This window comes from Streptomyces sp. NPDC002926 (assembly GCF_053591755.1).
In genome coordinates, this window is the sequence record NZ_JBSFUK010000002.1 from 143,771 (window position 1) to 157,044 (window position 13,274).

Annotated in this window: 15 protein-coding genes and 1 tRNA gene; 8 read left to right on the forward strand and 8 right to left on the reverse strand. The window is 67.9% G+C overall.

Annotation, left to right across the window (positions count from 1 at the left end):
* Positions 1-107: 107 nt before the first annotated feature.
* Positions 108-413, reverse strand: a complete 306-nt coding sequence (locus tag ACWDZ6_RS03915; RefSeq protein ID WP_326651039.1) for a hypothetical protein — start codon at positions 411-413, stop codon at positions 108-110.
* A 368-nt stretch (positions 414-781) separates the two neighbouring features.
* On the opposite strand from ACWDZ6_RS03915, the gene ACWDZ6_RS03920 reads away from it, so the two are divergent.
* From ACWDZ6_RS03920 to ACWDZ6_RS03940, 5 genes are all read left to right on the forward strand, one after another.
* On the forward strand, positions 782-1,666 hold the full coding sequence (locus tag ACWDZ6_RS03920; protein ID WP_451501565.1) for a bifunctional DNA primase/polymerase: 885 nt from the start codon (positions 782-784) through the stop codon (positions 1,664-1,666).
* A gap of 161 nt (positions 1,667-1,827) precedes the next feature.
* Positions 1,828-2,637: an MBL fold metallo-hydrolase gene (locus tag ACWDZ6_RS03925; protein ID WP_451501566.1), complete on the forward strand. Its 810-nt coding sequence runs from the start codon at positions 1,828-1,830 to the stop codon at positions 2,635-2,637.
* A 283-nt stretch (positions 2,638-2,920) separates the two neighbouring features.
* The gene (locus ACWDZ6_RS03930) at positions 2,921-3,409 is read left to right on the forward strand and encodes a VOC family protein (RefSeq protein ID WP_451501567.1); all 489 of its coding nucleotides are present in this window, start codon (positions 2,921-2,923) and stop codon (positions 3,407-3,409) included.
* Positions 3,410-3,436: 27 nt separating this feature from the next.
* Complete coding sequence (locus ACWDZ6_RS03935) at positions 3,437-3,625, forward strand: bleomycin resistance protein (protein ID WP_451501568.1); 189 nt, start codon at positions 3,437-3,439, stop codon at positions 3,623-3,625.
* A gap of 102 nt (positions 3,626-3,727) precedes the next feature.
* Positions 3,728-3,991 carry a hypothetical protein gene (locus ACWDZ6_RS03940; protein ID WP_451501569.1) on the forward strand — a complete coding sequence of 88 codons (264 nt, stop codon included), beginning with the start codon at positions 3,728-3,730 and terminating at the stop codon, positions 3,989-3,991.
* A gap of 241 nt (positions 3,992-4,232) precedes the next feature.
* On the opposite strand, the gene ACWDZ6_RS03945 is transcribed toward ACWDZ6_RS03940, so the two are convergent.
* The 4 genes from ACWDZ6_RS03945 to ACWDZ6_RS03960 are packed head-to-tail and all read right to left on the reverse strand — an operon-like array spanning position 4,233 to position 7,358.
* Positions 4,233-5,402 (reverse strand): tyrosine-type recombinase/integrase, encoded by a 1,170-nt coding sequence (locus ACWDZ6_RS03945; protein ID WP_451501570.1) that lies wholly within the window; start codon positions 5,400-5,402, stop codon positions 4,233-4,235.
* Complete coding sequence (locus tag ACWDZ6_RS03950) at positions 5,402-5,611, reverse strand: excisionase family DNA-binding protein (protein WP_451501571.1); 210 nt, start codon at positions 5,609-5,611, stop codon at positions 5,402-5,404. The genes ACWDZ6_RS03945 and ACWDZ6_RS03950 overlap by 1 nt, the downstream gene beginning before the upstream one ends.
* Before the next feature lie 2 nt (positions 5,612-5,613).
* On the reverse strand, positions 5,614-7,005 hold the full coding sequence (repSA, locus tag ACWDZ6_RS03955; protein WP_451501905.1) for a replication initiator protein RepSA: 1,392 nt from the start codon (positions 7,003-7,005) through the stop codon (positions 5,614-5,616).
* Positions 7,006-7,031: 26 nt separating this feature from the next.
* The gene (locus tag ACWDZ6_RS03960) at positions 7,032-7,358 is read right to left on the reverse strand and encodes a hypothetical protein (RefSeq protein ID WP_451501572.1); all 327 of its coding nucleotides are present in this window, start codon (positions 7,356-7,358) and stop codon (positions 7,032-7,034) included.
* A gap of 223 nt (positions 7,359-7,581) precedes the next feature.
* On the opposite strand from ACWDZ6_RS03960, the gene ACWDZ6_RS03965 reads away from it, so the two are divergent.
* Positions 7,582-8,319, forward strand: coding sequence for a GntR family transcriptional regulator (locus ACWDZ6_RS03965; RefSeq protein WP_451501573.1), 738 nt, complete (start codon positions 7,582-7,584; stop codon positions 8,317-8,319).
* A 725-nt stretch (positions 8,320-9,044) separates the two neighbouring features.
* Here the strand turns inward: ACWDZ6_RS03965 and ACWDZ6_RS03970 are convergent.
* The 3 genes from ACWDZ6_RS03970 to ACWDZ6_RS03980 form a co-directional block, all read right to left on the reverse strand.
* Entirely contained in the window at positions 9,045-9,488 is a 444-nt protein-coding gene (locus ACWDZ6_RS03970) for an SMI1/KNR4 family protein (protein WP_451501574.1), read from the reverse strand.
* A gap of 214 nt (positions 9,489-9,702) precedes the next feature.
* Positions 9,703-9,789: transfer RNA gene (locus ACWDZ6_RS03975), tRNA-Ser, on the reverse strand.
* A gap of 127 nt (positions 9,790-9,916) precedes the next feature.
* Positions 9,917-11,461: a trypsin-like peptidase domain-containing protein gene (locus tag ACWDZ6_RS03980; RefSeq protein ID WP_451501575.1), complete on the reverse strand. Its 1,545-nt coding sequence runs from the start codon at positions 11,459-11,461 to the stop codon at positions 9,917-9,919.
* A 272-nt stretch (positions 11,462-11,733) separates the two neighbouring features.
* Here ACWDZ6_RS03980 and ACWDZ6_RS03985 point away from each other — a divergent pair, with 272 nt between their 5' ends.
* Both ACWDZ6_RS03985 and ACWDZ6_RS03990 read left to right on the forward strand, forming a co-directional pair.
* Positions 11,734-12,543 (forward strand): glycerophosphodiester phosphodiesterase, encoded by an 810-nt coding sequence (locus ACWDZ6_RS03985; protein ID WP_326651049.1) that lies wholly within the window; start codon positions 11,734-11,736, stop codon positions 12,541-12,543.
* A 53-nt stretch (positions 12,544-12,596) separates the two neighbouring features.
* Positions 12,597-13,196: an ATP-binding protein gene (locus ACWDZ6_RS03990; protein ID WP_451501576.1), complete on the forward strand. Its 600-nt coding sequence runs from the start codon at positions 12,597-12,599 to the stop codon at positions 13,194-13,196.
* Positions 13,197-13,274 lie beyond the last annotated feature (78 nt).

The window sequence follows — 13,274 nt, forward strand, 5'->3', positions numbered from 1 at the left end:
CCAGGACCACCACCCCCCACCCGCACAACGGCCTGCGCGACGGCACCGAAGTACCGTCGCGCAGGCAGTCGTTCACCCCTTGCTGCAACCCCCCATCGGGCCGGCCGTCACCAGAGATTCGTGAAGTGCACTACGGCGTTCGACTGATCGATGAATGTGAAGCCTGAGCCGTTCACACTCGCGGTGTTGTTCTGGTTGGACGCGCCTGCGCCGCTCGCCACCTGTTGGGTGGTGGTCGAGTTGCCATTGTTGTTTCCGCCGACACCGCTGCCGACGATCGAGGCCACCGTCGCATTCGATCCGTCGTCCGCGAAGGCGCCGTTGTCGGCCTGGGCGATGCCCGAGAAAAGGGCGGCCGTGAGGGGCAGCGCGGCGACAGCGGCGAGGACGCGGGCGGTACGGATGCTTGCCATGTCTTTTCCTCCAGGAACCGGAACTGCAGAAGTACGGCTTTTTCCAAGGCAGTTGGCCTACCGCCCCGGATCATGGTCACGACGTCGCGAGATCAGAATTGCCCACCGGATCTCAGGCGAACCACCCCGCAGGCCCCAATTCCCCCTCAAGCGTGATGACATGTCGATAAACCCCCTTCGCGCCCGCAGAATCCCTAATCAGGGCAGAACGCGACCCGGACTGGAGCCGGAGTGAACCAGGGGCGGAGCCGGGAGAGACCGCTACGGAACGCGCAGACCCGGGCGCCGCAACAGATGAACCGTTCCGGCAGGGTTTCGGGCAACCTTCCCCCCTTCCCTTATTCGAACACTCGTACGAACATAGATGTATGGCCACCACCGCCCGGCAGTCCGCCACACTGGCCCTCGCCCACGCTCTCTCCGCCGCCGAGCGCGGGCTCCCCGTCATACCCCTGTCCCCCACCAAGCTCCCCGCCCTGCGCTCTCCCCACCGTGGCGACCCCGAGCCGGTCCTGTGCCGTGGCGAATGCGGACTCCCGGGCCATGGCGTCCATGACGCCACCAGCGACCCCGCGGGCGTACGCGCCCTCTTCGCCGCCGCTCCCTGGGCCACCGGCTACGGCATCGCCTGCGGCCGGCCCCCGCACCATCTGATCGGCATCGACCTCGACACCAAGTCAGCCACGTCCTCCGCCGACTCCGTGTCCGCGCTCCAGCACCTGGCCCTGCGGCATCTGTTCACGATCCCGGAGACGGTCACGGTCCTCACCCCCAGCGGCGGCCGCCATCTCTGGCTGACCGGACCGCCGGACGTCATCGTCCCGAACTCCGCGAGCCGGCTCGCCCCCGGCATCGACGTCCGCGGTGCCGGCGGCTATCTCGTGGGCCCCGGCTCGGTCTCCGCCCACGGCGCGTACCGCCTCGCTCCCGGTACCGCCGAGCTGTCACCCGCGCCCTGCCCCCGCGCACTCCTCCGCCTCGTCGCACCCCCCGCACGCCCCGGCCACACCACCCACACCGCAGCGTTGCGGCCGCCCCGGGGCCAGGGCCTGGTCCATTTCGTGCTCTCGGCGCACGAGGGCCAGCGCAACACCCGACTCTTCTGGGCGGCTTGCCGCGCGTACGAGAACGACCTCGGCGAGGAGCTCGCGGACGCCCTCACCGATGCGGCGGTCCGCGCGGGGCTCACCGAACGCGAAGCCCGGGCGACGATCGCCTCGGCCGACCGACTGACCTCGGTCCACCGCCACTGACGGGGCGCCCCGGCGCGGGCACCCGTACCGGCCCCTGCTCCAGGTTCTGCAGGCTCGTGCCGCGGCCGGGGCCTGCTCCCGCGCTGGCCCACCCGCCCGGACGGGCCCACCCTGGATGCAGGGGCACGATCCCGCCCGCGGGGGACTCACGGAGACCCGCCATGAGCGTTCATAAGGTCGGAAAAGACATCACCGTACTCAGCGACTGCCTGGAAGTGCCCGGGATCGGCTTCCTCCCGGTCAACGCCTTCGTCCTGCACGCCACCCAGCCCGTCGTCGTCGACACCGGCCTCGGTCTCCCCGACAGGAACTTCCTCGAGACGCTCAGCTCGGCCATCGACCCCGCCGACGTACGGTGGATCTGGCTCACCCACCCCGACCGGGACCACACCGGCGGACTGTTCGATCTGCTCGCCGCCGCGCCCCACGCGCGCGTGGTGACCACGTTCATCGGCGCCGGGCTCATGTCCACCGAGCGGCCGCTGCCGATCGACCGCATCCGCCTGGTCAACCCCGGCCAGACCCTGGACGCCGGCGACCGCGCACTCATGGCCTTCCGGCCTCCGCTGTTCGACAACCCCGCCACCGTCGGCTTCTACGACGAGCGATCGGCGGCCTGCTTCACCTCCGACTGCTTCGGCGCGCCCATGCCCAGCGCCGAACTCGCCCTCACCGACGACGTCGGCTCCTTCCCCGCCGAGCAGTTGCGCAACGCGCAACTGCTGTGGGCCACGGTCGACAGCCCCTGGGTCCACGCCGTCGACATCGGTAAGTACCTCGCCACGATCCAGCAGCTGCGGATCATGGACCCCGAGGTCGTCCTCTGCGCCCATCTGCCGCCCGCGGTCGGCATCGCTCCACAGATGACCGACACGCTCGCCGCGGCGCCCGACGCGGATCCGTTCGTCGGGCCGGACCAGCAGGCACTCGAGAAGATGCTCGCCGGCTTCGAACCGGGCGGCGGCACTTGACGGCACGTGCACACACCGGCACGCCACACGGCGAACGCAGAAGGGTGGCCGGTCACAACCTTCCCAGGTCTCGGTCGCGGCGGTGCAGGGGTCGACGTGCGCGGCGCGGGCCACGGAACGTGTCGAGGCCGAGCTGTTCACGGTCGCGCCAGATTTTGTCCAGTAAGCGACAATTGTGATATTAGCCGGTACACGGATGACCCAGAGTCGGCGCTCGGGTTCCCGCCGCTGGCGGCTTATCAGGGGTCATAACCGAACCGGCCATCCGTCAGGAGAGGTCGATATGAGCACCCTGCAAGCACATCAGGACGGCACAGCGGACGTCGTCAAGGATCCGACCATCAATATGAGCCTCGAGGTCATCGTCATCCCGGTGGCTGACGTCGACCGTGCCCTGCGCTTCTACAGGAGCCTGGGCTGGCGGCTCGACGCGGACTACGAAGCCGGCCCGGAGTTCCGGATCGTGCAGGTGACGCCGCCGGGGTCCGTGGGCTCGGTCATCTTCGGCCGCGGGGTCACCTCCGTGACACCGGGCTCCGCCCAGGGTCTCTACCTCGTGGTCTTCGACATCGACCGAGCCCGTGCCGACCTGGTCGGCAGGGGCGTTGAAGTGAGCGAGGTCTTCCACAATGTCTACGACAGCGGCGTTCAGGAGCCGGTGGACGGCCCCGATCCAGAGCGTCGCAGCTACGCCTCATACGCCTCGTTCAGTGACCCGGACGGCAATGGGTGGTTGCTGCAAGAGGTCCAGGTGCGACTGGCCGGACGGTGACTCCCACACGACGGAGGAAGTTTCGCCATGAACGTCACCGCGTTGGCAGAACTCTTGCATGAGACCGCGGAGCACCACGGTCCGTACGAGGCGACGGCCCCGGAGCACAACTGGTGGGACTGGTACGCCGCGTACATGGTCGCCCGTGAGAACGGCCGGACTCCCGACGAGGCCGCCGGCGACGCCGCGCGCCACATGGAACCGCTGCTCCGATGAAGGCCGACTGCGACATCGTCGTCATCGGTGCGGGGCCACCGGGCGACTTGCCTGCGGTACGCGATCGGACAAGGGCGGCCGGCGAGTCTTCCCCTCGATCGCGTGGACTGGACGCCCCCGGAGACTGAGGACGAGATCGACTTCCGGTTCGTGCCCGGTCCCGGACTCGCCCGGAAACTGGGGGCCGTGGGTGAGCAAGGCGTACGCGGGCACCACCTGAAGGCATTCTTCGGCTGCCTCTACTACGCGGCCAACTGCCCCGGCGAGGCGGCGAACCTCCGTGAGGCCGACTTCGCCCTTCCCGAGGAGGGCTGGGGTGACCGTGACCGTGCCGGGATCCGCGTCCGAGCTGTACTTCTTCCATGAGCTCTTGGTCCACGCCTGGTCCACACACGCTGGTCAGCAACGGGACACGGGCGGATCAAGGTGGGACAGCCTGAACGCCGAAGGGGTGCCTCTCATCGAGAGGCACCCCTTCTGACCAGCTCATACGCTGATCTGCGCGGTGGGTGTGGGATTTGAACCCACGGTGACATCGCTGCCACGACGGTTTTCAAGACCTCTTACTCAAGATCCGCCCTCGGGGCATACGAGCTGGTCAGAGCGACTACGTCGCCTTGTCGTCATCGGATGAGTCACCATCGTGCCCGTTGCGTGCCCCTCGGTCGTGATCGTGCCCCTCGATCCAGTCGTCAGACGCCATGGCCACCTCAGCGTCACGACCGGCGACAGGCCGGGCGTAGTGCCGAGTCGTCACGCTCGCGTTGGAGTGCCCGAGCCGGTGAGCCGCAGTCATCACGCCGTACCGGTCCGCAACCCAGGTCCCGTGAGAGGCCCGCAGGTCGTGAGGGGTCACATCGGTGAGTCCGGCCGCAATGACCGACGGATTGAATTCCGCCTTGCGCCATTGGTTGTAGCGCAACGGCCGGCCGAAGCTGTTCGTGAACAGCAGGGCGTCGTCACCCCCGGGCAGCTCATCGAGGTACTTGGCCAGACGCTTCACGAGGGATGGAGCAAGCGACAAGGTCCGCTTCTGATGCGACTTAGGCGTGTCGAAGACGAGCGCCCCGTTCGCTTCGGCGAGGTTCTCATCCACGTGCAGCAGGCAGCCCGCTACGTCGACGTCCATACGTCGCAATGCGAAGGCTTCCCCGATGCGCAGTCCGGCGAAGGCGAGGAGCGCTATCAGCAGGTCATGCGGCTTGTTGGCACTCCGCACGATCCGTGAGGCTTCCAGCGGAGTCAGGATGTGCGGCTCGGTCTGGGGCATCCGGGGGAGGCGCACTCCACGGCACGGAGTCTGAGCGATCAGCCCGTTCTCGACGGCAGACGCCATGATCTGTGACAGCACTCGGTAGGCGTTGCGGATGCGGGACGAGCTAAGCCCCTCGGTCTTCATCTGCGCGACCCACTCGGTAACGGTGATCGGCCGCAGACTGGACAGCTCTCGGTCTCCGAGTACCGGATTGATCCTCGAATTGATGAGTGACTGGTACGTCGCCTGCGTCTTGTGCTTGAGCTGTGGAGCGACAGCGGCTAGCCATCGAGCAGCCCAGACCCGCACCGAGGTCTGACCCTCCGCAGGATCAAGCCACCGGCCGTCTTCAATCTCGACCCTCTTCTTGGCAAGCCAGAGATCAGCGTCGGTCGTAGTGCCGAATGTCCGATCCGCAGGCCGGAGCACTCCATCCGGACCGGGGTACCGAGCCTGGTAGCGGCCGGAGGGCAGTTCGCGCACTCGGCCGAATCCTCGGCGTGCCTTGCGCCGTCGTGCCATCAGGCGACCCTCCTCAATGCCGCTCGATGCACAGAGACCGGTTCAACAGTGTGTGCCGCTACGAAGTCGACGAGAGCACTTTCGGGGATGCGGACATGCCTCCCGACCTTCACGAACGTGATCCGGCGTTCCTCGATAAGACGACGGGGGAAGCGCACGGTGGTGCCGAGCAGTTCTGCAACTTGGTGCACGGTCAGCAGACGATCCATCGTCACCACTCCCCGCGGTCGTCGAGGTCTGCGAGTGCTTCGCGGGCGGTGTCGCGGTTGAGCTTGAGATCATGGGCGATGGACGCAGCGAGCCAGGATTCGCCAGGGGTGTGTCCCTGTCCGGCGTACTCCCAGTGCGCGAGCACCAGCGTGGTGTCCTCGGTGGTGTCGTCGTCCTGGTCGAGGTCTGGCAGTCCTCGTTCCCGGCGTTCTTGCCGAGCTCGCCAGTCGGCCCGTGCGCCGCGCAGGGCTCCGAGGGTGGTGGAGTAGCGAGGCGACTTGGTGGAGAAGTGGCCCCGGAAGCCGAGCATGTGGGACCAGTGCGCGAGCAGCCGTTCCGGATAGGCCGCGTCCAGGTCCCAGCAGGCTTCGATCAGTCGCCGGGTGTGGTCGGGCAGCTCGGGATGGAGTTCCAGTTCCCGCAGTTCGCCGATGCGGCGGTCAAGGGTGCCTGTCGTCTCGGCCGCTTTGGTGGCGTACTTGGCGACGTACGCGCCGACAGCTTGTTCGGTGATGTCGTCCTGGTCGTCGAGTGCGCCGATGGGCTGCACATCGAGCTGCGTTCCCCACCGAAGCGTCCGGGCGGGGAAGGGCCCGGCGGCACGGACAGGAACCGAGGCGCGTAACGCGGCAGCCCGGATCGCATCATCGAGGAGCTGCACCGTGGCCCAGGCCGGGGCCGGAGAGTCGGGCCCGTCCGGTCCGTCGATGCGGATGATGGCGTGGAAGTGGATCGCTCCGCGCTTCTGGAACTCTGCGACCTTCCCGAACGAGACCCGGGCCGTTTCCTTCAGAGCAGCCTGAGTCAGTCCGGCGCGGGCAGCGACCTCACGGCGCAGGTAGATGGTGAAGCGCTGCCACAGAGCTCCCGCGTGGTTGTTCCACAACACGGCCCCGGGGTAGTCGTACGTCTCGGGATCGAGCGCCGTGCCCAGTGCGTGATCGTCCTCCTCGTGGGCAAGGCCGCAGCGGCAGCGGCCGGACGCGGGCCGGTTGTGGACCGGGCCGAAGGACGGAGCCGTCAGGGTCGCGAAGACACGGGGACGTTCGGCAACCGTCGCCGGGACGCCCTTGCCGCCGACCAGGCCAGCCATTATCAGGTGGTATGTGTCCCCCGCGTAGGTCCAGGCGCAGGAAGGGCAGCGCGAGGCGCGCCGGTTGCCGCAGGCGATCCGCAGACGCCCACCCGGTTCGCTGCTGGTGGAGTACTCGAAGAACTCCCCCGTCTGCCTGTCCACGGTCCGGACATGGCCGCTCAGGTGGATCGGGTTGGCACAACCTCCGGTCCGGCGGACCTGTTCCTGCCAGCGCTCGAAACCAGGCGAGTTCGCCACCCGCAGCATGTCGACCAGGGTCATGGGGTCAACGCCAACGGCAGCCGCAGTATCAGCCACGGCCGCCGAAGACAGAACAGACTTGGTCACGCAGTCACCGCCTCAGCGGCCATAGCGACCAGATGGCGGCGGACTGTGGCCAACTGCCGCTGCGGGAACGAGCAGTGAATGATCCGGTAGTTGTCGAACCGGTCCTCGTGCGCCGCCCAGACCTCCGCCGTGGCGGTGTCGCTGGCGCAGTGGCTCCAGAAGGCCACCAGGTCGCAGGTCCGAACGATGATCTCGTGCAGGCCCCAGCGGCTCGCGCCGTCGACCATGAACGCGGCAGCCTTCGCCAGGTCCGGCCGACGCTCGTTCACCCAGTCCGAGGCGTACAGCGCGAGGATCAACGACACGTCAGGCAGTTCAGCCACTGCGGCAGGGGACAGGGCAGCGTGCTTAGCGGTCATCGTTGCGGGCATGATGGAAGCTCCCTTCGAGGGAGCCGGGGGCGACGATTCTGCTTGGCGGTAGGCCGTCGCCCCCGGCGAACGTGTACTAGCTCACGTCCAGATATACGTGCACTAGTACGCGATGGCAAGGGCTTTGCGGGGTACTCTTCTCTGTGTGCTAGTAGACGAGCTCGAAGGAGGAGAAATGACACCGCGAGTCCAACGGGCCGCGCCGCCGTTCATGCAGATCGCGGATCACTTCCGACAGCAGATCGTCGACGGTGCCCTGCCACAGGACACCAAGCTGCCGTCCATCGCTGAGATCGCCGAAGAGTGGGGCGTAGCCACCGCCACGGCAGCGAAGGGCGTGAAGCAGCTCCAGGCCGAGGGATACGTGCGGTCCTCGACGCAGGGCACATTCGTGGACCTCGGACGGAAGCTGACGAGTGGCTCGGACCGCCTCCAGCTCCAGCGGGCGACGGGTAGCGGCTTCCGCCCCGGCGAGCGCGTTGAGATCGTGAGCGCTGGTCTGGTTCCCGCGCCGGCCAATGTCGCCGAGGCTCTCGGGCTGGACGAGGGCGCACAGGTCGTCCGTCGCCAGCGGCGATACCTGGACGACGAGGGTGTGATCACCCTGTCCACGTCGTGGCTGCCGGGTGAACTGGCCGAGAGCGCCCCCGAGCTGGCCGTGCCGGAGAAGCTGCCGAAGATGACGTTCGGTCTGATCGAGGACCGGACCGGGCGGCGTGCCGTGCGGAGGCGTGACGTGGTGTGCGTGCAGCCTGTGCCCGAAGACGCAGCCGCCCTGCTCGATGTCGAGGCGGGCACTCTTGCCCTGACCATGAGCAACTACTACTGGGACCAGCACGGTTCTGTGACGGAGTACGCCACCGACTTCATGGGGGCGGGACGCCAGCTCACGGCGGAGTACGACCTGAACTAGCCAGTTCCAGAGGGACTGTTACAGGTTTCTCTACCTCATCCAGAGGGACTGTTACAGGTTTCTCTACCTCATCAAGTGCTCGCTGCGCTCGCTGCCCGACCGGCGTTCGGGCAGCGAGCCGGATCACTGCCAGCCCAGCCGCCGTCACGCAGCACAGCCACCACGGGCCAGGCTCCATCCCCATGCCCGCCATGAGCCCGAGTGGCCCCAGAAAGCTTCAAAAGACACCAGGGCACCAGCACATCGGAACAGCGGCGGAAGCTCGAGAGAACACCACAGTTGACGCTTGAGGCGTCTGCATTCCCGGCCTCCTGAACAGCGATGCTGTCTGACACGAGGTCAGAGGTGCCGCACGGAGTGCGGCGGCGCCGGCCGGACGCCGCCGCGCTTGCCCCTCCATGTCTACGCCACCGGGGCCGCACGTCGTCGCCCGCCCGCGCCCACAAGGGGGGCGAAAAGAACCAGGCCGGGGGTGGGGACGGACGGCTCCACGGCTTTACCCACACTCCCCGGTTCGGGTCCCGCGTCGAGCAAGACCAGGGGGCCACTCGGACACATTGCGGGCAGGGGTGAAACCTGCCCGAGTAGCCGGCAAGCGTACGGCCCCCTGATCATGCACGACCCCAAACCGGGCAGGACACCGGCCAAAGCCGTTCCGCCGACCTCAGCTCTGCAGGTGCGGCCAGACGAACCGAGGTCGCGCGCGGCCTGCACTGGCGCTGGGCCTAACAGTCGAGCTGCTCCTCAATCACTCCGCTAAGCCATCGCGCCACGAAATCGGCGATCGAAGAGGCTACCCACCTGCGGCTATCGGTCTCATGAGCCCAGATGAACACTTGTTCAAATTGCCCCGGTACAAGAACTATCCCGAACAAATCACCATTGCCAGGGATGTCCGAGAAGAAGAGCAGTTGATCGAAGGCCATGTACAGCTCAGAGAAGGAGCTCCGAAGCTCCAGGTTCCTCTGGACGATCGTTTCGAGCGGCGAAACCAGGTGATAGCCGTACTCGCCAACGACGCCGTTGCTCTCCCGCAGCACCGAGGCCAGCTCGTCCGGCAGCGGGTGCCCAAGGGCTTTCGCAGCCTCGCTCAACGCGTCATCCGTGGCCGGAGCGGTGAACTCGACCTCACCCCCTGCGGCGTGCCGCGTGATCAACTCTTTCCACATTCGGCGATGATCGTACCGACCCTTAGAAAAGGCAACCACGAGCTAACCACCGCTGCGTGCCCACGACGTGCCCGACGAAGCGGCGACTCAAAAGGTGACCGTGCCCTTCGCGTGCCCGTTCGGTCGGGAAACAGCGGGGAACAGCGGTCGCTAGCGGACAACGCTCACGAGAACGGCCCCTGACCGAGTTACCTGGTCAGGGGCCGTTCACCTGCGGTGGGTGTGGGATTTGAACCCACGGTGACATCGCTGCCACGACGGTTTTCAAGACCGTTCCCTTAGGCCGCTCGGGCAACCCACCCACGCCCCGGCCGCCTGCGGCGGAGCGGGCTACAGACTACCGGGCCCGCGTCACGCGTCGCAGCATCGTTCTTCGGCACGGGCGGAGCGGACAGCAGTACGGGCACCCGGAGCCGGCGGGCCGGGCGTCAGCTGTCGCCCTTGCGTTCGCCCAGAACGAGGTCCGCCGTCCTCTCCTTGCCGTCGCGCTGGAACGTGAGCGTCACCTTGTCGCCCGGCTTGTGGTTCCAGATCTCGCTGATCAGGGTCGGGCCACTGTCGATCGGCTTGCCGTTGAACTTGGTGATGATGTCGCCCGCCTTGAGGCCGGCCTTCGCCGCAGGTCCGTTCGAGATCACCGCGGCCGTGCCGCCCGCACCTTCGGAGGCGATCTTGGCGCCCGAGTCCTTGACCGTCATGTCGACCGTGGCGCCGATCACCGGGTACACCGGCTTGCCCGTCCTGATCAGCTGCTCGGCGACGTTCTTCGCCTGGTTGATCGGGATGGCGAAGCCGAGGCCGATCGAACCGGCCTGCGTCTGGCCTGGGCCGCTTCCCGCCGACTGGATCGCGGAGTTGATGCCGATCACCGCGCCGCCCGCGTCCAGCAGCGGTCCGCCGGAGTTGCCGGGGTTGATCGACGCGTCGGTCTGCAGCGCGCTCATGTATGAGTTCTTGCCGCTGGAGCCGTCACCCGAGGCGACAGGCCGGTTCTTCGCGCTGATGATGCCGGTGGTGACGGTGTTCGACAGCCCGAAGGGCGCTCCGATCGCGATGGTCGAGTCGCCGACCGCGACCCTCTCGGAGTTGCCGAGGGCCAGCGGGGCCAGTCCGGAGGGGGCGTTCTTCAGTTTCAGTACGGCGACGTCGTAACCCTGGGCCCGGCCCACCACCTCGGCGTCGTACTTCTTGCCGTTGGAGAAGATCGCGGACAGCGTGCCGCCGTCGGCCGCCGTGGCCACCACGTGATTGTTGGTGAGGATGTGGCCTTCCTTGTCGTAGACGAAGCCGGTACCCGTACCGCCTTCGCTCTCGCCACTGGCACCCGTACCGCCGCCGCCCGACTTCGCCTCGATCGTGACCACGCTCGGCAGCGCCTTGCCCGCGACCGCGGCGACCGTGCCGGGCTCCCGCTTGAAGTCCTTGGGGGCCTCGGCCGCGGCGACCGTGGTCGAGCCTGTCGCGTCGTCGTTGTGCTCGGCGGCCCAGTAGCCGATGCCGCCACCGACCCCGCCCGCGACGAGTGCGGCGACGAGCACCGCGGCGAACAGTCCGCCGGAACGTTTGCGCCCAGGCTCCGGCACCTGGGCCGGCGCTCCCCAGACGGGCCCACCGTGGCCGCCGCCCCCGTAGGAGGGGAGGGCGGGCGGGGGCGGCCATCCGGCTCCCGGCTGCCGCGCACCGGCAGGCGCATCTCCGGGCGCCTCCGCCGACGCGGCAGCAGGTACGGGTCCGGGCAGCGGCGCGGTGGCAGGCTCGGGCTGGGGGGAGTGCCCGGGCCGCTCTGCCGCTGCCGCTGCCCGCTCATGGGCCTCACCGTGTGAGGCGTGGGCGGGGCGCTCGCCGTATGCACCGTGTGTCTCGGTTCCCGGAGCGGACGCAGGCGTGCCCTCGGGAGCGACGGCCGGCACAGGAGGTACGGACGGGGCGGCCGGAACCCCAGTGCCCTCGTTGCCCTCGTTCTCGGTGCTCACAGCTCTTTCTCCTCAGGTTCCACGTCAGTCTTGGGCATGCATTCCGCTGTGCAGGTGTCTGCAGTCAGCTTTTCCCAGAGCGCGTCAGGCCACTGTAAGCAGGACCTGTGCGTATGCCCGCAATCCTTTACGTCCGACAAAACGGACGCATCTTCAGGCTCGCCGGACGTGCTCGTCGAGCGGGGGCCGCGACCGGCCCACCGCACGGCAGTTGCCGGACGGACATCGGCTCCCCGCACGCACCTACCCCACCACGGTGACACCATGACGCGGTGACTCAAGCACGACAGCACAACATCCAGGTCGTCGCCCACCGAGGCGCCTCCGAAGACGCCCCCGAGCACACGCTGGCCGCGTACAGAAAGGCGATCGAGGACGGCGCCGACGCCCTCGAGTGCGATGTACGCCTCACCGCCGACGGCCACCTCGTCTGCGTCCACGACCGCCGCGTCAACCGGACCTCCAACGGCCGCGGGGCCGTATCGGCCCTGGAGCTCGCGGATCTCGCCGCCCTCGACTTCGGCACCTGGAAGGGCCACGAGGACGCCGCGGAGAGCCCGGACTGGGGAGACCCCTCACTCACCTCCGTACTCACCCTCGAGCGGCTGCTCGAGCTGGTGGCCGATTCCGGCCGCCGTATCGAACTGGCCATCGAGACAAAACACCCGACCCGCTGGGCGGGCCAGGTGGAGGAGCGGCTGCTCCACCTGCTCGGGCGGTTCGGCCTGGCGGAGCCCTCGACGGCGGATGATTCGCCCGTACGGATCATGAGCTTCTCGGCCCGCTCCCTGCACCGGGTAGCCGCGGCCTCGCCGAACATCCCCACCGTCTATCTGATGCAATTCGTGTCACCGCGGCTGCGCGACGGACGGCTGCCCGCCGGCGCGCGGATCGCGGGACCCGGCATCCGGATCGTCCGCAGCCATCCCGGCTACATCGCCCGGCTGCACCGGGCGGGCCACCGCGTCCACGTCTGGACGGTCAACGAGCCGGAGGATGTAGAGCTATGTGCCCGCCTCGGCGTGGAGGCAATCATCACCAATCGCCCCAAACAGGTGCTGTCCCAGCTGGGCCGCCTGTAGCCGCGATTACAGGGAGTGCACCGGCGCGTTCGGTCCGCATTCGATCGTTACGAGTGCGTCACTGGTCCCGTCTTGGCCGGTTTCCGGTCCAGTCCATTGGGGCATTCACACCGTGGCGTGGGGCAAAGGAGGTCTCGGGGGTGGCGTTTGTGGTGGCACAGGAGGTGCCCACGTCGTCGAGCATGGCCGTACCCCATGGTCCTGCGGGCGTGGGTGAGGCACGACACCGGATGCGCGAGCAGTTGAGCCGCAGCGGGGTGTCGGAGACGGTCCTCGACGATGCAGTATTGATCCTTTCCGAATTGCTCAGCAATGCCTGCCGGCACGGCAGGCCACTGGGGCACGCGGAGGTGGGCGACGGTGATGTCCGCGCCGCGTGGCGCATGGACAGAGCAGGCCGGCTGACGGTCGAAGTGACGGACGGAGGCGGTCCGACCCGACCGGTTCCGGCCACGCCCTCGGTCACCGCCCGCGGCGGCCGTGGGCTCAACATCATCAGTGCGCTGGCTCAGGACTGGGGTGTCCGCGACAGCACGACCGGTGAGGTCACCGTGTGGGTGATTGTCACCGAAGGTCACCGGCGCGAGGATTTCGCTACGCGCGTCGCAGGCCCTAGCTTCGACTTCGGGGAGTCGTACGACGATCTCGACTGAAACGGGACCGACCGCCATGGGGCCGCCGCACCCCTGGGAAGGCGACGGACGGCTAGGCTCGCGCCCGAGACAGCACCA